This is a genomic window from Thermomonas sp. (assembly GCF_041919455.1).
Lineage (GTDB): Bacteria > Pseudomonadota > Gammaproteobacteria > Xanthomonadales > Xanthomonadaceae > Thermomonas.
This window is the reverse complement of the sequence record NZ_JAYRTQ010000015.1, coordinates 42633-66638: the sequence shown is the minus strand read 5'-3', so window position 1 is coordinate 66638 and position 24006 is coordinate 42633. Positions and strand designations below refer to the sequence as shown.

At 66.6% G+C, this 24006-nt stretch carries 25 protein-coding genes and 1 pseudogene; 12 read left to right on the top strand and 14 right to left on the bottom strand.

All coding sequences use genetic code 11. The annotated features are described in order from the left end of the window. Positions 1-283: 283 nt before the first annotated feature. A complete protein-coding gene (locus ACE3T8_RS11285; protein ID WP_374609290.1) occupies positions 284-730 on the top strand; it encodes a DUF192 domain-containing protein in 447 nt (148 codons plus the stop codon). A 10-nt stretch (positions 731-740) separates the two neighbouring features. Here the strand turns inward: ACE3T8_RS11285 and ACE3T8_RS11280 are convergent, their stop codons facing one another. After that, positions 741-932 carry a rubredoxin gene (locus tag ACE3T8_RS11280; RefSeq protein WP_374609289.1) on the bottom strand — a complete coding sequence of 64 codons (192 nt, stop codon included), beginning with the start codon at positions 930-932 and terminating at the stop codon, positions 741-743. 62 nt (positions 933-994) lie between these two features. Between ACE3T8_RS11280 and thiE the strand changes: the two genes are divergently transcribed. Genes thiE through ACE3T8_RS11260 form a run of 4 tightly spaced genes read left to right on the top strand, consistent with a single transcriptional unit; the run spans position 995 to position 4966 of the window. After that, entirely contained in the window at positions 995-1669 is a 675-nt protein-coding gene (gene thiE / locus ACE3T8_RS11275) for a thiamine phosphate synthase (protein WP_374609288.1), read from the top strand. Beyond that, positions 1666-2949 (top strand): glutamate-1-semialdehyde 2,1-aminomutase, encoded by a 1284-nt coding sequence (gene hemL, locus ACE3T8_RS11270; RefSeq protein WP_374609287.1) that lies wholly within the window; start codon positions 1666-1668, stop codon positions 2947-2949. The genes thiE and hemL overlap by 4 nt, the downstream gene beginning before the upstream one ends. Before the next feature lie 3 nt (positions 2950-2952). Further along, complete coding sequence (locus ACE3T8_RS11265; RefSeq protein WP_374609286.1) at positions 2953-3831, top strand: ion transporter; 879 nt, start codon at positions 2953-2955, stop codon at positions 3829-3831. Positions 3832-3838: 7 nt separating this feature from the next. Then, positions 3839-4966 (top strand): PLP-dependent aspartate aminotransferase family protein, encoded by a 1128-nt coding sequence (locus ACE3T8_RS11260; protein ID WP_374609285.1) that lies wholly within the window; start codon positions 3839-3841, stop codon positions 4964-4966. A gap of 27 nt (positions 4967-4993) precedes the next feature. Here ACE3T8_RS11260 and ACE3T8_RS11255 read toward each other — a convergent pair whose 3' ends face one another. The 9 genes from ACE3T8_RS11255 to ACE3T8_RS11215 form a co-directional block, all read right to left on the bottom strand. Further along, positions 4994-5338, bottom strand: coding sequence for a GIY-YIG nuclease family protein (locus ACE3T8_RS11255; protein ID WP_374609284.1), 345 nt, complete (start codon positions 5336-5338; stop codon positions 4994-4996). Further along, positions 5335-6819: a DGQHR domain-containing protein gene (locus ACE3T8_RS11250; protein ID WP_374609283.1), complete on the bottom strand. Its 1485-nt coding sequence runs from the start codon at positions 6817-6819 to the stop codon at positions 5335-5337. The genes ACE3T8_RS11255 and ACE3T8_RS11250 overlap by 4 nt, the downstream gene beginning before the upstream one ends. 8 nt (positions 6820-6827) lie before the next feature. Next, a complete protein-coding gene (locus ACE3T8_RS11245; RefSeq protein WP_374609282.1) occupies positions 6828-8072 on the bottom strand; it encodes an acetylornithine transaminase in 1245 nt (414 codons plus the stop codon). 13 nt (positions 8073-8085) lie between these two features. Next, positions 8086-8484, bottom strand: coding sequence for a DUF350 domain-containing protein (locus ACE3T8_RS11240; RefSeq protein WP_374609281.1), 399 nt, complete (start codon positions 8482-8484; stop codon positions 8086-8088). A gap of 15 nt (positions 8485-8499) precedes the next feature. Beyond that, positions 8500-8931: a VOC family protein gene (locus ACE3T8_RS11235; protein ID WP_374609280.1), complete on the bottom strand. Its 432-nt coding sequence runs from the start codon at positions 8929-8931 to the stop codon at positions 8500-8502. Positions 8932-9035: 104 nt separating this feature from the next. After that, positions 9036-9716 (bottom strand): hypothetical protein, encoded by a 681-nt coding sequence (locus ACE3T8_RS11230; protein WP_374609279.1) that lies wholly within the window; start codon positions 9714-9716, stop codon positions 9036-9038. 80 nt (positions 9717-9796) lie between these two features. After that, complete coding sequence (locus tag ACE3T8_RS11225; RefSeq protein WP_374609278.1) at positions 9797-10909, bottom strand: hypothetical protein; 1113 nt, start codon at positions 10907-10909, stop codon at positions 9797-9799. After that, positions 10906-11442: an RNA polymerase sigma factor gene (locus ACE3T8_RS11220; RefSeq protein ID WP_374609277.1), complete on the bottom strand. Its 537-nt coding sequence runs from the start codon at positions 11440-11442 to the stop codon at positions 10906-10908. Before ACE3T8_RS11220 ends, ACE3T8_RS11225 begins: the two co-directional genes overlap by 4 nt. 59 nt (positions 11443-11501) lie before the next feature. Continuing rightward, a complete protein-coding gene (locus ACE3T8_RS11215) occupies positions 11502-12320 on the bottom strand; it encodes an SDR family oxidoreductase (protein WP_374609276.1) in 819 nt (272 codons plus the stop codon). A gap of 72 nt (positions 12321-12392) precedes the next feature. Here ACE3T8_RS11215 and ACE3T8_RS11210 point away from each other — a divergent pair. Beyond that, positions 12393-13676 (top strand): annotated as a pseudogene (locus tag ACE3T8_RS11210) (bifunctional DedA family/phosphatase PAP2 family protein); the annotation flags it as partial. A gap of 657 nt (positions 13677-14333) precedes the next feature. Here ACE3T8_RS11210 and ACE3T8_RS11205 read toward each other — a convergent pair. From ACE3T8_RS11205 to ACE3T8_RS11195, 3 genes are all read right to left on the bottom strand, one after another. Continuing rightward, the gene (locus ACE3T8_RS11205) at positions 14334-14930 is read right to left on the bottom strand and encodes an LON peptidase substrate-binding domain-containing protein (RefSeq protein WP_374609296.1); all 597 of its coding nucleotides are present in this window, start codon (positions 14928-14930) and stop codon (positions 14334-14336) included. Further along, the gene (gene mpl, locus ACE3T8_RS11200; protein WP_374609295.1) at positions 14923-16287 is read right to left on the bottom strand and encodes a UDP-N-acetylmuramate:L-alanyl-gamma-D-glutamyl-meso-diaminopimelate ligase; all 1365 of its coding nucleotides are present in this window, start codon (positions 16285-16287) and stop codon (positions 14923-14925) included. Before mpl ends, ACE3T8_RS11205 begins: the two co-directional genes overlap by 8 nt. 106 nt (positions 16288-16393) lie before the next feature. Next, positions 16394-16972, bottom strand: a complete 579-nt coding sequence (locus ACE3T8_RS11195) for an adenylate kinase (protein ID WP_374609275.1) — start codon at positions 16970-16972, stop codon at positions 16394-16396. A gap of 128 nt (positions 16973-17100) precedes the next feature. Between ACE3T8_RS11195 and ACE3T8_RS11190 the strand changes: the two genes are divergently transcribed. The 5 genes from ACE3T8_RS11190 to ACE3T8_RS11170 all read left to right on the top strand — a co-directional run bounded on the left by ACE3T8_RS11190 (position 17101) and on the right by ACE3T8_RS11170 (position 21043). Beyond that, entirely contained in the window at positions 17101-18357 is a 1257-nt protein-coding gene (locus ACE3T8_RS11190) for a 6-phosphofructokinase (RefSeq protein ID WP_374609274.1), read from the top strand. A 77-nt stretch (positions 18358-18434) separates the two neighbouring features. Next, positions 18435-19232, top strand: coding sequence for a CsgG/HfaB family protein (locus tag ACE3T8_RS11185; protein ID WP_374609273.1), 798 nt, complete (start codon positions 18435-18437; stop codon positions 19230-19232). Positions 19233-19320: 88 nt separating this feature from the next. After that, on the top strand, positions 19321-19545 hold the full coding sequence (locus tag ACE3T8_RS11180) for a DUF167 domain-containing protein (RefSeq protein WP_374609272.1): 225 nt from the start codon (positions 19321-19323) through the stop codon (positions 19543-19545). 104 nt (positions 19546-19649) lie between these two features. Continuing rightward, a complete protein-coding gene (locus ACE3T8_RS11175) occupies positions 19650-20384 on the top strand; it encodes a hypothetical protein (RefSeq protein ID WP_374609271.1) in 735 nt (244 codons plus the stop codon). A 2-nt stretch (positions 20385-20386) separates the two neighbouring features. After that, positions 20387-21043, top strand: coding sequence for a hypothetical protein (locus ACE3T8_RS11170; protein WP_374609270.1), 657 nt, complete (start codon positions 20387-20389; stop codon positions 21041-21043). 30 nt (positions 21044-21073) lie between these two features. Here the strand turns inward: ACE3T8_RS11170 and ACE3T8_RS11165 are convergent, their stop codons facing one another. Further along, positions 21074-21592, bottom strand: a complete 519-nt coding sequence (locus tag ACE3T8_RS11165) for a hypothetical protein (RefSeq protein WP_374609294.1) — start codon at positions 21590-21592, stop codon at positions 21074-21076. Between the two features lie 190 nt (positions 21593-21782). On the opposite strand from ACE3T8_RS11165, the gene ACE3T8_RS11160 reads away from it, so the two are divergent. After that, entirely contained in the window at positions 21783-23999 is a 2217-nt protein-coding gene (locus ACE3T8_RS11160; RefSeq protein ID WP_374609269.1) for a sodium-translocating pyrophosphatase, read from the top strand. The last annotated feature ends 7 nt before the right edge of the window (positions 24000-24006 follow it).

Here is a 24006-nt window from a genome sequence, read left to right as displayed (position 1 = left end):
CAAGTCACCTGCGCACACTGTCAAAGATCTGCGAACGTCGGCCTCAGCGCCTGGTTCGTTTCTCGCTGCGACGTTTCCGTCGAAGTGAGCCGCACATCATACAAGGGTTTTTGTTGCCGTCAACACCTTGTGAGGAAGTTTTTTGCTGCCGTTCAGTCGTCCGGACAAGCCGTCGGTGAAGCGGGCGCGCATCATGCAACAACGCTCGACGGGTTGGAAGTCTTGTGCCTTGACGCATTCCGTGCTTCGCGCGCATGGTGCGCGATCCATGAAGGAGCCATACATGCGCGTCCACGCTTTCGCCCTGTTTGCATCGTGCCTTGTCTCCGGTTGTGCGGGGGCCTCGCAACCCTGGGTGGAGGTCGGCGGCCACCGCTACGCCGTCGAGATCTCCGACGACGATGCTGAGCGCGCGCGCGGGCTGATGTTCCGTGACGCGATGGCGGACGGCCACGGCATGCTCTTCATCCACGACGCGGAGGAGCCACAGGCGTACTGGATGAAGAACACGAAGATCCCCCTTGACATCCTCTACTTCGACGACGAACGCAAGCTGGTTGCTCAGCAGCGAGACGTGCCCACTTGCTCGCTCGGCGATGCGTGCCCGTCGTATCCCAGCGATGCGCCCGCGCGCTACGTGCTGGAGCTCAACGCCGGTGAAGCCGAGCGCCTCGGCCTGAAGGATGGTGCCGAGATGCGCTTCAGCCCTGACATTCCGCAGGCGAAGTGACGCGGGTCGATCAGGCCTCGATCGGCTCGAAGTCGTCCTTGCTGACGCCGCAATCCGGGCAGGTCCACGTGTCCGGCACGTCTTCCCAGCGCGTGCCGGGCGCAATGCCGTCTTCGGGCATGCCTTGCGCCTCGTCGTAGATGAAACCGCAGACCACGCACATCCAGGTGCGGTAGGGCGCGTCGGAGTCGGATGCGGTCATCGGAGCGATAATGGGGAAGCCGGCACCGATTGTCCCACCACGCGCCGGCCTGCGGAAGCACGATGCCCTCGAAAACACACCCAGGCGGCACGTCGACGATGCTCAGGAATGGGCTCTACCTGATCACGCCGGACGAGCCGGATCCACTGCGCCTCGTTGCGCGCGCGCAGCCGCTGCTGCCGTTCGCATCCTGCCTGCAGTTTCGCAACAAGGCCATGCCTGCAGCGACCTTGCGCGAGGCCGGCACGTTGCTCCGCGATGCATGCAGCGATGCCGGAGTGCTCTTCATCGTCAACGACGATGCTGCCCTCGCATTGGAGCTCGGTGCAGGTGGAGTGCACCTCGGCGAGGACGACGGCGACATCCATTCGGCTCGCATGCTGCTCGGCGATGACGCGATCGTCGGCGTGTCCTGCTACGACGACATCGACCGAGCGCGCAAGCTTGCCGCGCAGGGTGCCGACTACATCGCGTTCGGCGCGTTCTTCCCGTCGCCGACCAAGCCGCATGCACGTCGTGCCGGCCCGCGCCTGCTGCGCGACAGCGCCGGACTCGGCGTGCCGCGCGTGGTGATCGGCGGCATCACCCCGGAGAATGCGGGACCATTGATCGATGCGGGTGCCGACTTCATCGCGGTGATCAGCGGCGTCTTCGACGCACCGGATCCGATAGCGGCGGCGCGTTCGTACTGCAGCCTCTTCTCAAACACGCTTACCGAGAACAACCACAGCACATGAACAAGGAACGCTCGCACGACCTCTTCTCCCGCGCCCAGCAGCTGATGCCCGGTGGCGTGAACTCGCCGGTGCGCGCCTTCAAATCGGTGGGTGGCAAGCCCTTCTTCGTGCAGCGCGCGGATGGTCCGCACCTGTTCGACGTCGATGGCAATCGCTACATCGACTATGTCGGGTCGTGGGGCCCGATGATCGTCGGTCACAACCACCCGAGGGTGCTCGAAGCCGTCATCGACACCGCGCGCAAAGGCCTGAGCTTCGGCACACCGAACCCGCTGGAAGTGACGATGGCGGAAACCATCACCCGCCTGATCCCCAGCTGCGAAATGGTGCGCATGGTCAACTCCGGCACCGAGGCCACGTTGTCGGCGATCCGGCTGGCGCGCGGCGCCACCGGTCGCAGCCGCATCGTGAAGTTCGAGGGCTGCTATCACGGCCATGGCGATTCCTTCCTGGTGAAGGCCGGCAGCGGCGCGCTGACCTTCGGCGTGCCGACCTCACCGGGCGTGCCGAAGGCGCTGGCCGACCTGACGCTCACGCTGACCTACAACGATTTCGATGGTGCGACCAAGCTGTTCGAGGACTGCGGCAGCGACATCGCCGGCCTGATCGTGGAGCCGGTCGTCGGCAATGCGAACTGCCTGCCGCCGCGAGCAGGCTATCTGCAGCACCTGCGCGAGCTGTGCACACAGCACGGCGCGCTGCTGATCTTCGACGAAGTCATGACCGGCTTCCGGGTGGCGCTTGGCGGCGCACAGGCGCGCTACGGGGTGACGCCGGATCTGTCGACCTTCGGCAAAGTGATCGGCGGCGGCATGCCGGTCGGTGCCTATGGCGGTCGCCGCGAACTGTTGCAGCAGATCGCGCCGAGCGGCCCGATCTACCAGGCCGGCACGCTCAGCGGCAATCCGGTGGCGATGGCGGCGGGGCTGGCGATGCTCGAACTCGTCCAGGCGCCAGGCTTCTACGAAGCGCTCGAAGCAAAGACGCATGCGTTGTGCGATGGCCTGGAAGCCGCGGCGCGCGATGCCGGCGTGGCGTTCACCACGCAACGGGTCGGCGGCATGTTCGGCATGTTCTTCACCAACGAGACCGTCGACACCTTCGCGCAGGCGATGGCCTGCGACAGCGCCGCGTTCAACCGCTTCTTCCACGCGATGCTGGAACGCGGCGTGTACCTGGCGCCGTCCGCATTCGAGGCCGGCTTCATGTCCAGCGCGCACGACGACGCCGCGATCGCCGCCACCATCGATGCTGCGCGCGGCGCGTTTTCAGGCCTGTAGCCCATGGACGATCCGAGCGCTGCGGCGCGGCCGCGCAACCTGTTCGAGAAGGAGTACTACCCGGCCTCGACGTCCGGGGCGCGCTATCGCTGGTATCGACTCGTGTTCCACCATGACGCGCCCGACGAACGAAATTTCGATCTTTGGCTGATCGCGGCGATCCTGGCCAGCGTGGCGGTGGTGATCCTGGACAGCGTGCCTGCGGTCAAGGCGCAATGGCATGGCGCGCTGTACCTGGCCGAGTGGTTCTTCACCCTCCTGTTCACCGCCGAATACATCCTGCGCCTGTGGGTGGTACGCAAGCCGCTGCGCTACGCGCGAAGTTTCTATGGCGCGATCGACCTTCTGGCGATCCTGCCCACCTTCCTGTCGCTGCTGTTCCCGGCGAGCGCATCGCTGACCGTGATCCGTGCGCTGCGCCTGCTGCGGATATTCCGCGTGCTCAAGCTGGTGGAATATTCGAGCGAAGCCGGCGTCCTCATCGAGGCGCTGCTGCGCAGCCGGCGCAAGATCTTCGTGTTCATCGCCACCCTGATGACCATCGTGGTGATCTTCGGCGCGCTGATGTACGTGGTCGAGGGTCCGGAACACGGCTTCACCAGCATCCCGACCGGCATGTACTGGGCAGTCGTCACGGTGGCGACTGTCGGCTTCGGGGACATCGCACCGAGCACCGGCGTGGGCCGCTTCATCACGTCGGTGCTGATCGTGATCGGCTACAGCATCATCGCCGTGCCCACCGGCATCTACACCGCTGAACTTGCACGCAGCCTGCAACCGAAGCGCCGCGTCGTGCGCTGCACGGAATGCGGCCTGCCCGAGCACGAGAGCGATGCCTGGCATTGCCGCAAGTGCGGCCGCTCCCTTCCTTCCGATCATTGAGGCCCGCATGACCACGAGCCATCCCGCCACCCTTGCGGTCCACGCCGGCAACGCACCCGACGAAAGCACCGGCGCGGTCGCACCCCCGCTGCACCTGAGCACGACGTTCCGCCACGGCCCCGCCGGTGAGCGCGTCGCCGGCTACGAGTACCAGCGCGAAGGCAACCCGACCAACGACCGCCTGCGCGAATCGCTGGCGGCGCTGGAAGGCGGCCAGGCCGCCTGCACGTTCGCGTCAGGGATGGCGGCGATGAGCACCCTGCTCGACTGCTTGCCCAATGTTGCCCGCGTGCTATTCCCGGACGACTGCTACAGCGGCTTGCGCATGCTGTTCCAGGAGTTCCTGCCGGAGCGCGGCATCGTCGCCGAGGTGGTCGACATGGCCGACCTGGAGGCGGTGCGCGCGGCCTGTGCGACGCCGGTCGCGATGCTGTGGATCGAGACGCCATCCAACCCGCTGATGAAGATCAGCGATATCGCCAGCCTCGCCGGGATCGGCCATGCGGCAGGCGCGATCGTGGTCGTCGACAACACCTTCGCCACCCCGCTGCTGCAGCGCCCGCTGGCGCTGGGCGCCGACATCGCGATGCATTCGACCACCAAGTATTTCGGTGGTCACAGCGATGTCCTCGGCGGCGCGTTGGTGTTCGCCAAGGACGACGAGCTCGCCCGCAAGGTCGCGCACCGGCTGCACGTCACCGGCGCGGTGCTGGCGCCGTTCAGCGCGTGGCTGACCCTGCGCGGTTGCCGCTCGCTGGGCGCACGCATGGCGATGCATTGCGCGAACGCACGCAAGGTCGCCGACTTCCTGGCCGCGCATCCGGCGATCGAGCGGGTGAACTGGCCGGGCCTGCCATCGCATCCGGGTCATGCGGTGGCCGCGCGGCAGATGCGAGACTTCGGCGCGATGCTGAGCATCGAGGTCCGCGGCGGGCGTGACGCGGCGCTGGCGATGACCGGCAAGCTGCGCGTGTTCACCAACGCCACCTCGCTGGGTGGCTGCGAATCGCTGATCGAACATCGCGCCTCGGTTGAAGGGCCGAATCCGCGCTCGCCGCAGAATTTGCTGCGGATCTCGATCGGGCTGGAGCATGCCGACGACCTGATCGCAGATATGGCGCAGGCGCTGGGCTGACTCCGGATCAACCGTTGACCAAGACGATCAAACCGAGACCGGAGAATGCATCCTGTTGAGCATGGGGAGCTTCCCTTCATGCTGCTCATGAATGAGGAGCCAAGTCCGTTCCAACTTCTCTAGGAAGAGATTGTGATCTGGGCGCCAGTGAACCAGAACCGCCCTTCCTTTTGGCGTCAACTCGGTCTTTTGAGGATTGTCCAAGTGCTGTAAGAGTCGGCGCTTCAGATTGGTCGCCAATCCGATATAGAGCACATCACCATCGAAGGTCGTCAGGACGTAGCATCCGGGCCCTTCCGGAAAGAATCGCTCCCGACTCCTCCGGAAAGCATCGAAGGCAGAGGTTGCAGGCGATAGCAACCCAACTTTCATATTTCGATGTCGCCCGTAAGGGAAGCGGCATGTAGTGCTTTGGTCATCTCTTGGGAAATAACATTGATCGCGCCGGCATTGAGAAAACTGGCCTTGCCGCCCTTTGCCCAGAAATCAGAGTGCCCGACCCCCGCGTAGTCGCCTTCCATATTATCGAAGCATGAGCTTAAGAGACGCTCCATCACCGGGATGGTGAAACTTCCTGCATCAAGCAGCTTGATGAAAAATGGAATCGAGAACTTGCAGAACAATTCAACACCGTTGTACTTGTAGAGCACTGTCGCATTGCCATCGTCAAGCAACGAGGCGATGGCTTTCCAGTAATTGAGGAATACTTTGCGCTCTTTCTCTGGATCCTTGAGCACAGCACCAAGTGGATTGTTGGCCGCAAGCACGTACTTCACGATTGCCTTAACGAACGACCGCTGGTTCACCGTCGCATCAGCGCTGTCCGCGTTCGCCATCCTGATCTTTCCAAACCAAGGCGACCCGGCGGTATCGTTGAGGTAATCGGCAAACTTGATCGCCTTCTCGACTTCACCACGCTGCACGACATTCGCAATCCACTTCGGAAGGCTTGGCATATCGGCCTCGACATCCAAGGCGTCCGTGAGCCTGGCAATGATGCGTTGCTCAACCGATTTGTCGACGCTTTTTTGGGTCGTATTGACGATCAGAAAATGGCACATCTGCGCAATCCGCGGCAGGTTGATCGCGATGTTTACTGGCACCTCGAAATCCAGTACGCGCGCATCCTTCTCTGCAGCCATGCGTAAGCCTTCAAGTCGATGCTGGCCATCGACCACGCTGAAGGGCCCCACCTGTTCTAAATCAATGAGAATCGTATTGGTTTTTTGGTCATGCGTAATCGGCTTGTCAGTCGCCAAGAATACTGACGTAGGCAAAAAGGCATCACCCTCATCCTGCCCCTTGACAATGTAATCAGCCAGTTTCTTCGCGCGAGCTTTATTAAGGAGACGCTGATACCCCTTGTCATTCGTATCTTCTGGATCGAGCGTTTCAACGTTATAGAACCCAGGTGCCACCAGATCCCTCACCTTGATCGCGGTGACGTAAAGCTCCAAGTTGCCTTGACGTGCACGCGAGGCTGCCACTTCAATTTTTTTCATGTTGTCTTCGCCAAATTCATCTTTCACTTTCAAATTTCCGGGACACTCGAGACGCGTAACATGCTTCCCCACACAGCGCGCGCATTGCCCCGAAAACGAACCATCCAGTCGCCCGATCGATATCGCGTAAACGCTCAAGGATTGCAAATCGGTTGAACACACCTTTACATAACCGCGCTGAGTGAATCCGCCTGGTTCTTTGCCATCATCTTCACTTATCAGCCTGCACGTCGCCCTGTGTAGAACAAGATAGTTGTCGGACTTGCCCCGGCGTCGATTCAGCACATAACCATTCAGATGATCGGACAGCCACGTGAGGTAGTGGCTGTCGTTTCCATCGAAAATTTCCACATTTCGCACTACGGACTCGCAGTTCCGACGAATGCTTCCAGCGCAACACGCAGCCGCGCGAGTCCTTCGGCGACATCCTGATCTCCGATATTCAGCGCCGGCACGAAGCGCAGCACGTCCGGACCGGCCTGCAACAGCAGCAGGCCATTGGCGGTGGCGTGGTCGAGGATCTCGCCAGCACGCCCCGCATGGGCGGGCTTCAGCACCGCACCCAGCGTCAGGCCGCGGCCACGCACTTCCGAGAAGAGATCGAGATCGCGATTGATCGCCTCCAGGCCATCGCGGATCGCCTGCGCCTGGCGTTGCACGTTCGCGGCGATGTCAGCTGATGCCAGCGTGCGCAGCGCCACCCGCGCGACCGCCGAGGCCAGCGGGTTGCCGCCGAAGGTGGTGCCGTGCGCGCCGAACTGCATGACCTCGGCGACCTTCGGGCCGGCCAGCATCGCGCCGATCGGCATGCCACCGCCGAGCGCCTTGGCCAGGGTGACGATGTCCGGCACCACGCCGTCCTGCCAATGCGCGAACAACACGCCGCTGCGGCCCATGCCGCACTGGATCTCGTCGAGCACCAGCAGCGCATCGTGCTTGTCGCACCGCGCGCGCACGGCCTGCAGGAACCCGGGTGCGGCCGGCATCACCCCGCCCTCGCCCTGCACCGGCTCGAGCATCACCGCGGCGACGTCGCCGCTCGCCATCGCCGCGTCGAGCTGGGCGATGTCGTTGAAATCGACGTAACGGAACCCGCCCGGCAGCGGTTCGTAGCCTTCCTGGTATTTCGGCTGCGCAGTCGCGGTCACCGCGGCCAGGGTGCGGCCATGGAAACTGCCGCGGAAAGTGACGATGACGCGGCGGTCCGGCGCGCGGCCCTGCGCGGTCGCCCACTTGCGCACCAGCTTGATTGCGGCCTCGTTGGCCTCGGCGCCGGAATTGCACAGGAATGCCCGCTCCGCGAAGCGCGAGGCGGTGACCAGTTCTTCCGCCAACCGCACCGGCGGCTCGCTGTAGAACACGTTGCTGGTGTGCCAGAGCTTGCCGGCCTGTGCGATCAACGCAGCGGTCAACTCCGGATTGCAATGCCCCAGCCCGCAGACGGCGATGCCGCCGGCCAGGTCGACGTACTCGCGGCCCTCGCTGTCCCACAGGCGGCTGCCTTGGCCGCGCTCCAGGATCAGCTGGCGCGGGCGATAGACCGGCAGGAAGTAGTCGCGGCCGAGGGCAAGCAGCTGCGCGGCATCGGATGTGGATTCGGTCATTGGGAGAACTCGATCAGAAACTCATCGCAGCGGAATTGATCAGGCCCACGCCAAGGTGGATCGATCCAGCAAGGACCGCGGCCGCCATCTCGCCGCGGTTGATGCGCTTGGAGAAATCCTTCAGCAGCAGGGCCACCAGCGCATACGCCGCAAGTTGCGCGACCAATGCCATAAACGCCCACGCGGCCACGTCGAGCAAGCCATTGGCGACCCGCAGTGCGCTGGCCAGCGGCACGGCGAAGCCGAGCAGCGCGCCTGCGAGCACGACGGCGGCCGGCAGGTTGTCGCCGCGGATCAGGGTGATCTCGCGATGCGGCGTGGCATACAGGTACAGCACCACGTACAGCAGCATGAAGCCGAGGCCGATGCCGAAGTAGGTGGCGAAATCCGCGAGGCCCTGGGCGAAATGCATGCGTGTGCCCCGCCTTTACCAGACGCCAGTGTTCGGCATCGACGCCCAAGGCTCCTGCGGCGGCAGGTGGCCCTCCTGCAGCAATTCGATCGAGATGAGGTCGGGCGAGCGCACGAAGGCCATGTAGCCGTCACGCGGCGGGCGGTTGATGGTGTAGCCCATCGCCTGCAGGTGCCCGCACGTGGCGTAGATGTCGGCGACGCGGAAGGCGAGATGGCCGAAGTTGCGGGCGCTGCCGTAGTCCTCGATCGCGCCGTCCTCGCCCGGCCAGTTGTAGGTCAGCTCCACTTCCGCGTCAGGAGTTTCGTCCGCGGCTAGGTACACCAGGGTGTATCGGCCTTGCTCGTTCTCCATGCGCCGCGTTTCCTTCAGCCCCAAGCCCTCGCAATAGAAGCGCAGGGAGGCATCGAGGTCGCGGACGCGGACCATGGTGTGCAGGTATTTCATCGGCGTGGCTGCATCCGGGGGATGCGCCTATCTTCCCATGCGTGACGCGGTTCCGTCCCGCCATCCGTGGCCCGCAGCGTTGCGCGGACCACGGCGTGTAGGCCTCAGTAGGTGGCTGCGACCTGGCCGATATTGCGCGCGAGCAGCGCATCTTCGGTGATGCCGGCGCGGGCGAGGCGTGCATGCGTGTTGTAGTCGCCCTTGCGCTCATCGGCGGCGGACACCAGCGCGGCAGCGAAGCGCATCGAGGCATCGCCCGAACGCAACTTGAGCGCTTCGGCGATGCGCAGGCTGCCGTCGCCCCTCGCCAGCACGCTGCGCAACGCGGCCACATCGACCCTGCCGATGCCAGGCATGTCGTAGCCCTGCAGGCGCGCGATGTCCTGCAGCGTCTCCGCGAAATAGCCGGCGTCGAACAGCGCGAGGGATTTCGCTTGCGGGGTTTTCGCGGCGCCAACGCGCGCCTCCAATGAGGCGGCGAGGCCACGCAGCCTGGTGCCGTCGGCGCTGGCGTAGATGGCGGCGCGACGCAGGGTCTCCATGCGTGCGATCACCGGCACCTGCGCGCCGAGCAGGGACGCGGTGTCCGCGCTTAGGCGGGCGGTGTCGTAGCCACGGTCTGGCACATTCCAGCCCTTGCCCCAGGGCAGCGAGGCCGCGCCGCCGGTGTCGAACGGATGGCAAAGCAGCGGCGGGCCGGCGAGCGCAGTGGTCGAGAACAACAAGGCGGCGGCGAGCAGCGCGCCGCGCAGGGACGATCGTGTGGAAGTGCGGAGCGAATTCATGGCGTCCTCCTGTGGATGCGGATGCCGCGTACCAGACTTGATACGCATGCGCCGGAAGGACGATGCGACGAGGCTTGGCGTTAACCGTTTCCCTGCGTGCGCAGCCAGTGCGCCATCTTGCCGCCGCGCGAGGAGAACGCATCCGGCCATTGCGTCCACCAGCGCTTGACCCGCGGATACGGCAGCGCGTCCCACCAGGCGTTCAGCACGGCCATGCGATCGCTGCGCCACGCATCGCGGGTGGCAAGCGGCGTCGGCAACAACATCGACAGACGCTCGAACATCGGGCCTTCGGCGAGCTGCGGGTAGTCGCGCAACAGCACCAGCAGGCTGATCGCATCCTGTTGCCGCGACTCGGCGATCAGGCGTTGGACTTCCTCGCCATTCGCATCGACCGCGCCGTTGCGCGCATCGATCGCTTCCAGCGCGGCAACGAACGCATCGCTGGCCGAGAACGCATGCGGCGTGCCGGCCGCACCATCGCCATTCACCCGCACGCGCGTGCCCTGCGGCACCAGCACTTCGCGGCGCAGGTTGTCGACCTGCACCCAGCCGCTGAGCACGCTGAGGTCGCCGTTGCCGTCTGCATCGACTTTCAGCAGGAACTCGCAGCCGAGATCGATCACGTCCGCGCCGGCCACGCCCACGCCGAACTGTCCCGGCGGCGCCCACACCCGCGCCCACAGGCTGCCCTGCTCCAGTTGCACGCGATGGAAACCGGTACGGGTTTCGACCAGGCGCACGCGCGAGCCGGCGCCAACCGCCACTTCGCCGATGCCGGCGGCGCGCAGCCGCGTCGTCGCATTCGCACCGGTTTCCAGCGTGCCGTCCTGCGCCAGTGCCTGGGCTTGCTGTGCACGCCCATCGACGCGCACATCGCCCTGTTGCGCGATCACCTGCCACGGCGCGCCTGCCTCCCAATGCAGGCGCTGCTGGAACCATGCGCCGGCGCCGAGCGCGCACAGCGCGAGCATCGCTGCCGCAGCAAACGCGATCCGCCAGCCGCGGCGGCGCATGCGCGGCAGGGGCGTCGGCGACGCCCCGACGCGCGCGCGACGCGGCACCTCGACATGCGACTGCCCGCGCAGCAGACGCTCGAGCCGCGCGACTTCAAGATCCACCGGGCCGCTGCGATCCCACAGATAGTCGTTGTCCATGCCCTCGTCGCGCATGCGCTTGTCGCCGTTGCTCATGCACCCGCTCCCGTTCTTCGATCCGCCAATGCGTTGCGCAACAGGGCCATGCCGCGATGCAGGTTCACCCGCACGCTGCCTGCGGTCAGGCCGGTGCGTTCGGCGATCTCCGGGCCACTCAGGCCTTCGACCAGGCGCAGCATCAAGGTCTCCCGATAAGCCTGCGGCAAGGAGCGGATCGCCGCCAGCGCGCGCTCCGCATCGAGCCGCTCTTCGTGCGTGGCTTGCGCATCGACGCGCTCGATCTCGATGCCGGTCAGCGGTATGCGCCGCCGCTTCGCATCCAGCGCCGCATGCCGGGCGATGCCGAGCAGCCAGCCGGGGAACGCCGCGGCCTCGCGCAGATCGCCGAGCCGCTGCAGGGCGGTCTCGAACACGTCCTGGGTGAGATCGTCGGCATCGGCCTTCTGCACGTACCCCAGCAGCACCCCATGCACCATCGGCGCGAACCGGCGGAACAGCGCGTCCATCGCGCTGCCGGTGCCCCGGCGCGCGGCATCAACCAGCATCGGTACGCTATCGGCCTCGTCCACGTCGTCCCTGTCATCTTGATTCATGGGAAGACGCGGCCGCGGCAGCGAGTGTTAACGACTCAGTCGAGGAACAGGTCGGGCAGCAGCGGCAGCGACGGGTCCACCGCGTAGCCGGAGACGTCGGTGATGCCGGTTTCGGCCAGCACCTCGTCGTCGATGAAGAAGCGGCCGCTGGTCGTGCGGGCGTCGCGCAGCAGCACCGCATGCGCGGCATCGCCCATGATCGACGGCGAACGGCCGTTTCCGGCCTGCACGCCGGGGATCATGTTGAGCGCGTCAGTGGCGATCAGCGTGCGTGGCCACAGCGCATTCACCGCGACGCCGCGCGGGCCGAACTCCGCAGCCAGCCCGAGGGTGACGAAGCTCATGCCCATCTTCGCCAGCGTGTAGCCGGTGTGCGGCGCCCACCACTTCGGGTCGAGCGAGGGCGGCGGGCACAGGGTGAGGATGTGCGGGTTTGGTGCTTCGAGCAGATGCGGCAGGCAGGCCTGCGCGCACAGGAAACTGCCGCGTGAATTCACCTGCTGCATCAGGTCGAAGCGCTTCATCGGCGTGTCCAGTGCGCCACGCAACCAGATCGCGCTGGCGTTGTTGACCAGGATGTCGATGCCGCCGAACGCATCCACCGTGGCCGCGACCGACGCACGCACCTGGTCTTCCTCGCGGATGTCGCACTTCAACGCCAGGCCGCGCCCACCGGCCTCGTTCACGGCCTGCGCCGCGCTGTGGATGGTGCCCGGCAACTTGGGATTGGCGACGTCGGACTTCGCCGCGATCGCCACGTTGGCGCCATCGCGCGCGGCACGCAGGGCGATCGCCAGGCCGATGCCGCGCGAGGCGCCGGTGATGAACAGGGTCTTGCCGGAGAGAGAGGCCATCACGCTCGCCATCGGTTCGGGTGAGCCGGGAGTGTAATCCGCTGCTCCTGTCCCGCCTTCTATAATCGGCCGATGCAGAGTGCCTGGTTCGACGCCACCATCGCCTGGATCACCGCCCATCCGCATGCCGCGGGCGGGCTGGTGTTCCTGATCGCCTTCTGCGATGCGCTGGCGGTGGTCGGCATCATCGTGCCGGCATTGCCGCTGCTGTTCGCGGTGGGCACGCTGATCGGGCTGGGCCATATCGATGGCCCGTACGCGGTGACCTGCGCGGCCTTGGGTGCGTTCCTGGGCGATGGCCTGAGTTACTGGATCGGCCATCGCTGGGGACCGGCGATGCGCGAACTCTGGCTGTTCCGCCGCTATCCGCAACTGCTGGATCGCGGCGAGACCCTGTTCCGCCGGCATGGCACCAAGGGCCTGGTCATTGCGCGATTCGTGGGCGCGGTGCGCCCGTTCGTGCCGGCGGTGGCCGGCATGCTGCACATGCCGTTGCGGCGCTACATGCCGGCCAGTCTCTTCGCGTGTTTCGCCTGGGCTGCGGTGTTCCTGGCGCCGGGCTGGATCTTCGGCGCGTCCTACGATGCGGTGGCCGCGGTCGCCGACAAGCTGGTGCTGGTGCTGCTGGGCCTGGTCGCGGTGCTGGCGCTGGTGTGGGCGCTGGTCCTCTACACATGGCGCTGGTTCGCGAACCACGCCGACAACCTGCTGGCGCGCGCCCTGCGCTGGACCCGCGCGCATCCGCGGCTCGGCCGCTATGCCGCCGCGCTGATCGATCCGCGCCGGCCGGAATCCGCATCGCTGCTGGTGCTCGCCTGCTGCCTGTTCGTGGTTGCGTGGCTGTGGGCCGGGTTCAGCGCCACCCTGCTCATGCGCGGCGGACCGTCGCTGTTCGACCACGACGTGCATGCGGCGATGTTCGCCCTGCGCAATCCGCTGGCCGACCGATTGATGGCATCGCTGGCCGCGATCGGCAGCGCCCCGGTGCTGGGAATCCCCTCGCTGGTGGCGATGGGTTGGCTGTTGTGGCGCAAACGCTGGATGGCGGCCGCGCACTGGCTGGGCGCGATCGCGGTGGGCCTGGCATTGACGATCGGCCTGGGCGCGGTCGCGGACATGCCGCGCCCGCCGACCGCCGCCGCGGGTTTCGGCTTCCCGTCGATCGCGGTGACCATGACCACCGTAGTGTTCGGTTTCTTCGCGGTGCTGATCGCACGCGAGTTACCTGGTCGTCAGCGGGTGTGGCCTTACCTGCTGGCCGGCGTGGCGACGGCGCTGGTCGGATTCGCACGCCTGTACCTGGGCGCGCACTGGCTCAGCGACATCACCGGCGGCGTGCTGCTGGGGGTGATCTGGCTGCTCCTGCTCGGCATTGCCTATCGCCGCCACAGCGCGCGCTCGTTCTGGATGCGGCCGCTGGCGTGGGCGTTCTACGGCAGCTTCGTGCTGGTCGCGCTGTGGCATGCACCGCGCAGTGCGGAAGCGACGCTGGCGCAGTTCGAACCGCCGGCACCGACACGCGTCATCGACGATGCACGCTGGTGGTCGCAGGGCGTCGATGACCCGCGTCATTTCGACTTGGAAGCCGCCGGCAATCTCGGTGTCTTGCAACGACGCCTGCAGGCGCAGGGCTGGACGGTGCAGGCACCGGCCGACTGGGTCGCCGTGCTCGGACTGCTCGACGACGACCACGCGCTCGCCGACCAACCGGTGTTGCCGCTTGCCCTGGACGGCCATCCGGAACGCCTGCTGCTGCGTCGTCCCGGGCCACTGGCCGACGAACTCGAAGTGCTGCGCGTGTGGCCCGCGCCGGCGCGACTGGCCAGCGATACGCCGCTCTGGGTCGCCCGCTACGAGCGCATGCACGGGCGCAAGCGGTTGCGCCTGTTGACCCTGTGGCAGCCGGAACCGCATGCGCACGCGTTGCCCGAGGACCTGCGCAGCTTGGCCGGCACGTCGGCGGAACGCGACGCCGTCTTGCGGATCCGCATCGATCCGCCCTGGGCGGAACGATCAGTTCGCGTCGGCGGCGATGCCGTCGAGCAGGTATTGCAGGCGCGCATGCGGATCGTCGAGTTGCAGCAGCGCCTGCCGCTGCGGCATCGACAACGGCAACAGTTCGGCCAGTCGCCAACCCGTCCATGCGGCGTCATCGAACAACGCGGGATCCGGATCGACGTGGCCGGCGTCGACCTGCAGCAGGATTCGCCTCAAGATCTCCGCCAGCAGGGCGTGCTCGGGGCGCAGGCGCGACGACGGGGCCACGTCATCGCGCCATTCGATGTCGGCGACGATCAGGCCGGTATCGCGCACGCGGGTACGCAGCACGTGGAAGCGGCGACGGCCGCGCACGCGCAGAGACAACAAGCCTTCCGGGGTGTTGCCGAAATCCTCGATCACCGCCTCGGTGCCGAAGGCCACCGGCGTTGCCGGAGTGCCGGCTTCGTTGCCCTCCAGGATCAGGCAGATGCCGAAGCCGGACCCGTTGCGCCCGCATTCGCCGACCATGTCGAGGTAGCGGCGCTCGAAGATCCGCAGGTCCAGCGCGGCACCCGGCACCAGCACACCGTGCAGCGGGAACAGCGGCAGCGACGTGGTGGCGTCAGCCATCCTTCAAGGCGGCATGGAACCGCCGCGGCGCGCCATCGAAGCCGCCGTTGGACATGAACACCACGTGGTCGCCATTGCGCGCGAGGGCACGCAACCGCGCGATCAACGCATCGGCATCGGCCACCACATGCCCCTCGCCTTTCAGCGCGCCGACCACCTTGCCCGCATCCCACGGCAGCTCGGGACGCGCCAGGAACACCACCACGTCGGCGATGTCGAGCGACGGCGCCAGCGCCTCCGCATGCGCACCGAGCCGCATCGAGTTGCTGCGCGGCTCCATCGCCACCACGATGCGGGCGTCGCCGACCTTCGCGCGCAAACCCGAAAGCGTGGTGTGGATGGCGGTCGGGTGATGGGCGAAGTCGTCGTAGACAGTGATGCCGTCGTGCGTGCCGATCACTTCCATGCGCCGCTTCACGCTACTGAAGGCGGCAAGCGACGGGATGATCGATGCGATGTCCACGCCGACCGCGGCGCAGGCGGCCAACGCGGCCAGGCCGTTGAGTACATTATGGTCGCCGAGCAGTGGCCACTCGACGATGCCGAGTTGCCGGCCATCGCGCAGCACGGCAAAGCGGCTGCCATCCGCGGACAGTTTGCGTGCGCTCCACTCGAAACTTTCATCGAAGCCGAAGCGTTCGGCCGGCGTCCAGCAGCCCATCGCCAGCACCTCGCGCAGGCGCGCATCGTGGCCGTTGACGATCAGCCGGCCGCGCCGCGGCACGGTGCGCACCAGGTGATGGAACTGGCGCTGGATCGCGGCCACGTCCGGGAAGATGTCGGCGTGGTCGTATTCCAGGTTGTTGAGGATCGCGACCAACGGCCGGTAATGGACGAACTTGCTGCGCTTGTCGAAGAAGGCGGTGTCGTATTCGTCGGCCTCGACCACGAATTCGCGCCCCCCGCCGATCCGCGCGGACACGCCGAAATCCTCGGCCACGCCACCGATCAGGAAGCCCGGCGAACGACCGGCCGCTTCCAGCAGGTAGGACAGGATCGTCGTCGTCGTGGTCTTGCCATGGGTGCCGGCGACCGCCAGCACGTCGCGGCCGGGCAGCACCTGTTCGCTCAACCATTGCGCACCGGAGATGTAGCGCAGGCCGGCATCGAGCACGTGCTCGACGGCCTCGTTGCCGCGCGACAACGCGTTGCCGACGACGATCCCGTCGCAGTCGCCGGAAATATTGGCGGGCGAATAACCCTGCTTCAGCGCGATGCCCAACTGTTCCAGTTGGGTCGACATCGGCGGATAGATGTTCTGGTCGCTGCCTTCGACCGCATGGCCGAGTTCGCGCGCCAGCGCGGCCACGCCGCCCATGAAGGTGCCGGCGATGCCGAGGATGTGCAGTTTCAAGATCGGCTCCGTCGTGCCCTGTCCCGGAAGCGGGGGCCGGCAGGCCTTCCAAGTCGCTCCCCGATACTCGCTTTGTTGAAAGGCCTGCCGGCCCCCGCTTCCTCGCGCCTCAACCGACGTCGTGCCCCGACTGGATCGCCTCGACGATGCGGGTGAACACGTCGTCCAGCGAACCCACGCCATCGACCACGGTGAGCTGGCCATGCTGGCGATAGAAATCGATCACCGGAGCGGTCTGCTGGTCGTACACGTTGAGGCGGTGGCGAACGGATTCGGGGCTGTCGTCGGCGCGGCCTTCGGCCTTGGCGCGGCCAGCCAGTCGCTCGATGATCTGCTCGTTGTCCACGGTGAGCTGCACGGCGGCGTCGAATTTCTGCCCGAGGCTGGCGAGCAATTCGCCCAGTGCCGCGGCCTGCGCCAGGTTGCGCGGATAGCCGTCGAGGATGAAGCCGGCCTTGGTGTCGTCGCGCGAGAAACGATCCTTGAGCATCCCGAGCAGGATCTCGTCGCTGACCAGGTCGCCGCGGGCCATCACTTCCTTGGCCTGCAGGCCCAGCGGGCTGCCGGCGGCCACTTCGGCGCGCAGCAGATCGCCGGTGGAGATGTGCGGGACTTGCAGGTGTTCCTTCAGTCGTGCCGCCTGGGTGCCCTTGCCGGAACCCGGCGCGCCCAACAGAACCAATCGCATCGCATCGCTCCAGAATCGTGGGGCGGCCGCCACGCAACGCGCGCCGGCCTCGTCCGGGCCAGCTTACCGTATCGTTATGCGTCCGGCCCACGGCTTCGACCAAGGGCCAATCCCCCGAGGAAACCGGCATGCCCGCAGGCACCTTGCTGTACGCCCAGAGCGGCGGCGTCACCGCCGTCATCAACGCCACCGCCTCCGCCGTGCTGCAGGCCGCCCGGGCCAAGAAGGTCAAGGTGCTGGCGGCCCGCAACGGCATCCTCGGCGCGCTGCGCGAGGAACTCATCGACACCACCGCGCTCAGCACCGCACAGGTCAAGGCGCTGGCGCACACCCCCGGCGGCGCCTTCGGCAGTTGCCGGCTCAAGCTGAAATCGGTCGAGGCCGACCGCGCGAAGTACGAGCGCCTGCTCGCCGTGCTGCAGGCCCACGACGTGCGCTGGTTCCTCTACAACGGCGGCAACGACTCGGCGGATACCGCGCTGAAGGTGTCGCAGCTGGCGGCCGAGTTCGGTTACCCGCTGACCTGCGTGGGCGTGCCCAAGACCATCGACAACGACCTGGCGGTGACCGACTGCTGCCCCGGCTTCGGCTCGGCGGCGAAGTACACCGCGGTCTCGGTGCGCGAATGCGCGCTGGACGTGGCGGCGATGGCCGAGACCTCGACCAAGGTCTTCGTCTACGAGGCGATGGGTCGCCACGCCGGCTGGCTGGCGGCCGCCGCAGGCCTGGCCGGCGAAGGCCGAGACGAGGCGCCGCACCTGATCCTGTTCCCGGAACGCCCGTTCGACGAGGCCGACTTCCTCGCCCGCGTGGACGCGGTGGTGAAGCGCGTCGGCCACTGCGTGGTCGTGGCCAGCGAGGGTATCCGCACCGCGGACGGAACCTTCGTGGCCGATGCCGGCGGCGGCAAGGATGCGTTCGGGCATGCGCAGCTCGGCGGCGTGGCCTCGCATCTGGCAGGACGAGTCAAGGACGTGCTGGGCCACAAGGTGCATTGGGCCCTGCCCGATTACCTGCAACGCTCCGCCCGCCACCTGGCCTCGAAGACCGACCTCGAACAGGCGATGGCGGTCGGTCGCGCCGCGGTGGACTGCGCGTTGGCCGGGCAGAACGCGGTGATGCCGGTGATCGTGCGCACCGCCGACGAACCGTATGAGTGGCACGTCGATGTCGCGCCGCTCGACAAAGTCGCCAACCACGAGAAGACCATGCCGAAGGGCTTCATCCGCGCCGACGGCCACGGCATCACCGCGGCGGCACGGCGCTACCTCGCCCCGCTCATTGCGGGCGAGGCCTATCCGCCCTATGTCCGGAACGGGCTGCCGGATTACGTAGTACTCCCGCAAGCCACGATACGGCGCAAACTGCCCGCGTGGGCCGGCTGACCGCCCGCATCGGCGCTAGAATCGCCCTGTCCGGCATCGACGGCCGGGGGCAACCAAATGAAGCTAGGGGAAAGTCCATGAAGGAACTGTTGTTGGCCGCGGGTCTCTGTCTGTTGCTGAGCACGCCTGCCCAGGCGCAGTGGAGCAAGAAGCAGAACGACCCGCAGGGCGCCGCCGCTGGCGCCAATGCCAAGGGCGCCGCGATGAATCTGGAATACTGCGACGAGCCGATGGGCACCATCGCGGTGGTCGAGGAACAGGAAGGCGACTGGTACCGCTACCTGCGCTCGGACCTCAACCTGCCCTCGACCATCCCGGTCATCCGCATGCTGATCCAGCAGTCGAACTGCTTCGTGGTGGTCGAGCGCGGCCGCGCCATGCAGAACATGATGCAGGAGCGCTCGCTGATGGACAGCGGCGAGCTGCGCGAAGGCAGCAGCTTCGGCAAGGGCCAGATGGTCGCCGCCGATTACACCATGAATCCCAGCATCAACTTCTCGCAGAGCAACGCCGGCGGCATCGGCGGCGTGCTCGGCGCGTTCGGCGGCCGGCTGGGCGCGGTCGGCGCGGTGGTCGGCGGCCTGAAGTTCAAGAAGGCCGAGACCATGTTGACCATGATCGACAACCGCTCCGGCGTGCAGATCGGCGTGGCCCAGGGCAATGCCACCAAGACCGACTTCGGCATCGGTATCGGCGGTGGCGGCAGCGGCGGCTTCGGCGCGCTGGGCGGCTACAGCAATACCCCGGAAGGCAAGGCGCTGGCCGCAGCTTTCGCCAATGCCTACAACAACCTCGTCATCGCCATGCGCGACTACCGGCCGCAGGAGGTCAAGGGCGGGCTCGGCAAGGGCGGCAAGCTGAAGGTCGGCAACTGAGTTCTCGCCGCCACCCTGTCACTCCGAAACGCCCGGCATTCCCGGGCGTTTCGTTTTGCGAGGTCGCAACGCGTGCGATGCTGGCGCAATGCCGATCCTGCTGGTCAAGGCCAAACCCAATGCCCGCGCCTCCACGCTGACGTGGCAGGAGGACGGCACCTGGCTTGCGCAATTGAAATCGCCGCCGGTCGATGGCAAGGCGAATGCAGAACTGATCGCGCTGGTTGCGAAGGAATTCGGCTGCGCGAAGTCGGCCGTCACGATCAAGACCGGCGCGGGCAGCAAGCTCAAGCGGGTGGAAATCCGGGACTGAGCCCTGCGTCACTGTGCCGCTGTTGTCTGGCGCGGCGAATTTCCCCATCCTTCCGCGACCCGCACGCACGTCCGGGCCTCGATCGTATCCACCTGGGGAACTGGATGAACCTGAACCGCGTTTTCGGCCTCGTGTTCGCTGCCTTGCTGGCCTTGGCCGCAACGGGATGCGTCAGCATGCCCGAGCAGCAGGCGTACAACCGCGATGTCCACGCCAACGTGAAGACCATCGCCGTGCTGGAAACCCAGCCGACCGACACCACCGTGATGATGCTCAACCACCCGGGCGCCAACTTCGGCCTGATCGGTGGCCTGGTCGCAGCCGCCGACCAGGCGAGCAAGGAAAGCAGATACGCCGCCATCCTCGCCAAGAGCCAGTTCGAGCCCCTTGCCTACTTCCGCGATCGACTCACCGCGCACATGGGCGAGCGTGGCTACACCCTGGTGTGGCCGGCATCGCAGGTGCAGAAGGCAAGGGTCGAGCGCGGCAGCCTGGGCCTGCGCAAGGCGTATCCGACGACCACGGCTGCGGATGCGCAGATGGACGTCAACGTGAGCTTCATCGGCTACGCCGCTGCGGGAGCGGGCGATCGGGCGCCGTACCGGCCGACGGCCACCGCGTCGGTGCGCCTGGTCAGCCCGGATGGCAAGCAGAACTACTACACCGACTACTACGCCTACAACAACATCTTCAACATCAACAAGGCCGTGGCCATCGATGCGGACGCGCAGTTCGCCTATCCGGATTTCGATGACCTGGTGCGGGCAGGCGTGGCCTCCGTCGAGGGCCTGAGGCAGGCCATCGATGCCGTGGCCGCACGCATCGCCAGCCAGTTGTGACCATGCACAGGATCGCCGGCGTCGGCTTGCTCGCGGGCATCGCCTTCACCGTCGGCTGCGCCACCACGCCTTACCGGGCCAAGGTGCCGTCGACGTCCGACATGGCATGCGTTGCCGACTTCACCGATGTGGTCCGCGTGCCGTTGCGGCCGCTGGACGCCAAGACCACCGAAAAACTCGCGTACGTCGAGTTCGCCGACGTGGCCCAGTGCTATCGCAACGCGGATGCGAGCATCCCGCTCGCCCTGTATGCCATCGAAGGCGTTTCCCCACCCGCGGAAATCGCGGTCTCCGTGCTGCTGTCCACCGGCGGCACCTTCGCGACCGCGGTGGACGTGCTGGATGCCGAGTTCCGCTCGCTGCAGCGCCACGGCTTCGATGCCTTCGTCCGCCGCGGCGACGAATACTCGATGACGATCTTCCTCAACCCGTCGGCGCCTGCACCGGCCTACCTGATGCTGACCCCGGACGCTGCGCAGGTGGGCAAGCAGGATGTCGCCATCGGATCGATGACGTCATCCGCCGTGATGTCGGCTGGAGGGGGGATGTTCGTCTACAACACGGGATCGGAAACCCGTGCCGTCCGCGAATTCCTTGCCGGTGGAAGGATCAAGGTGACGGTCAAGCCGCAGGCGAACGCGGGGTTCGGCGACAGGTAACCGGCGACGGATCGCGCACCGCCGTGCGCGTCACTTGCAGGCCAGGCCTTCCAGCGTCATCGCCGCGGCGAACACCGGGATCGGCTTGAGCTCGCCGGCGCGCGCGGCGTCCATGCTGTCCTTGAGGTAGATCCGCGAGCGGCCCTGCGCATCGAGCTTGGGCGGTGCGACCTTCGCGTCCTTGCGCCAGACCCGCACCACCGCCTGCCGCGACGGGCATGCCGCGCTGGGCACGCGGATCACATCGTTCAAGACCCAGCCGTTGGCGACCGAGGCCTTCGCATTCGCGGCATCGACCAGTTTCGCGCGGGGCGCGCAACGATCGCTGGTGCGCACCGCGGCGAAGTCGTAGGGCTTGCCCGCGTTGCCGGTGAACCTGCCTTCCAGGCGCGCGCAGGCTTCGGGAATCGTGCGCAGGGTATGGACAAGGCCGGTGGCTTGCGGACTGGCCGCATCGCGGCGGATTTCGGGCGCGGGATCGGCGGCCTGGGCACTGGCGGTGGCCACCAGCATCAGGATCAGGATCAACATCATGTGCGGTCGCAGCATCGAGCGGCTCCGGTGGAACGACGGGGAGCGGCAGGCTGCCACGCTTTCGATGAATCGGGCATTCATGGCGCGATCCCTGCTTCAGCGCGCGTCCGGGAGGCATCGCCCTGTGCGATAGTCGGGGCGTCGCCCGTCATGCACGGGGGCACAACCAACGGTCTTCCATACGAACACTCCGGGGAGGGGTTTCATGCTGGAGCAATACGGTTTGGTATTGGCGCTGGTCTGCGCCGTCATCGCGATCGCCTACGGCCTGTGGGCCGCAGGCTGGATCAACCGGCAACCCGCCGGCAACCAACGCATGCAGGAGATCGCGGGGGCGATCCAGGAAGGCGCGCGCGCCTACCTCAATCGCCAGTACATGACGATCTCGGTCGCCGGCGTGGTCCTGTTCGTCCTGATCGGCTTTTTCCTCAACTGGCATACCGCGATCGGCTTCGCCATCGGCGCGATCCTGTCCGGTGCCGCCGGCTACATCGGCATGAACGTCTCGGTGCGCGCCAACGTGCGCACCGCCGAGGCCGCGCGCAGCGGCATGGGCCCGGCGATGAACGTCGCCTTCAAGGGCGGTGCGATCACCGGCATGCTGGTGGTCGGCCTGGGCCTGCTGGGCGTGGCCGGCTACTACTTCGTGCTGCAGAAGATGGGCCTGTCTCAGGCCGACAACCTGCATGCGCTGGTCGGCTTGGCGTTCGGCTCCTCGCTGATCTCGATCTTCGCGCGCCTCGGCGGCGGCATCTTCACCAAGGGCGCAGACGTCGGCGCCGACCTGGTCGGCAAGGTCGAGGCCGGCATCCCCGAGGACGACCCGCGCAACCCGGCGGTGATCGCCGACAACGTGGGCGACAACGTCGGCGACTGCGCCGGCATGGCCGCCGACCTGTTCGAGACCTACGCGGTCACGGTGATCGCCACCATGCTGCTGGGCGGCATGATGGTGGCCACCGCCGGCAAGAATGCGGTGCTGTACCCGCTGGTGCTGGGTGGCGTGTCGATCATCGCCTCGATCATCGGCGCGATGTTCGTCAAGGTCAGCGGCGACAAGCCCAACATCATGGGCGCGCTGTACAAGGGCGTGATCATCTCGGCGGTGCTGGCGGCGATCGCGTTCTACCCGATCACCACCGCTCTGATGGGCGACAACGCGCACGGCGCGATGAACCTCTACATCTGCGCCCTGATCGGCCTGCTGCTGACCGGCGTGATCGTGTGGATCACCGAGTACTACACCGGCACCCAGTACAAGCCGGTGCAGCACGTGGCGAAGGCGTCCACCACCGGCCACGGCACCAACATCATCGCCGGCCTCGGCGTGTCGATGAAGTCCACCGCGCTGCCGGTAATCGCGGTCTGCCTGGCGATCTGGTTCTCCTACCTGCACGGCGGCCTGTACGGCATCGCCATCGCCGCGACCTCGATGCTGTCGATGGCCGGCATGATCGTGGCGCTGGACGCCTACGGCCCGATCACCGACAACGCCGGCGGCATCGCCGAAATGGCGGAACTGCCGCCGGAAGTGCGCAACATCACCGATCCGCTGGACGCCGTGGGCAATACCACCAAGGCGGTGACCAAGGGTTACGCGATCGGCTCCGCCGCACTTGCGGCACTCGTCCTGTTCGCCGACTACACGCACAACCTGGAAGCGGCCAACGGCGGCATGAAGTTCGCGTTCGACCTGTCCGACCACCGGGTGATCATCGGCCTGCTGATCGGCGGCCTGATCCCGTACCTGTTCGGCGCGATGGCGATGGAAGCCGTGGGCCGTGCCGCGGGCAGCGTGGTGGAGGAAGTCCGCCGCCAGTTCCGCGAGATCCCCGGGATCATGGCCGGCACCGGCAAGCCGCAGTACGACAAGGCCGTGGACATGCTGACCAAGTCCGCGATCAAGGAAATGATCGTGCCTTCGCTGCTGCCCGTCGCGGTGCCGATCGTGGTCGGCCTGTTGCTGGGACCGGAGGCGCTGGGCGGCCTGCTGATCGGCACCATCGTGACCGGCATCTTCGTGGCCATCTCCATGACCACCGGCGGCGGCGCCTGGGACAACGCCAAGAAGTACATCGAGGACGGCAACTTCGGCGGCAAGGGCTCCGAGGCGCACAAGGCCGCGGTGACCGGCGACACCGTCGGCGACCCGTACAAGGACACCGCCGGCCCGGCGGTCAACCCGCTGATCAAGATCATCAACATCGTGGCCCTGCTGATCGTGCCGCTGTTGCCGGTCTCCAGCGCCAGCGGCGACGGCCATGCGACGGCTGCCCCGGTGGCGATCGAAGCGGCGGCGGTGGAGGCAGCGCCTGCCCCCGTCGTCGAGGCCCCGGCACCGGTTGTTGAAGCGCCCGCCGCTACCGAAGGCGATACCGCTGCATCGGCCGAAGCGCCCGCGGCGGAGGCACCTGCGCAGTAACGATCCG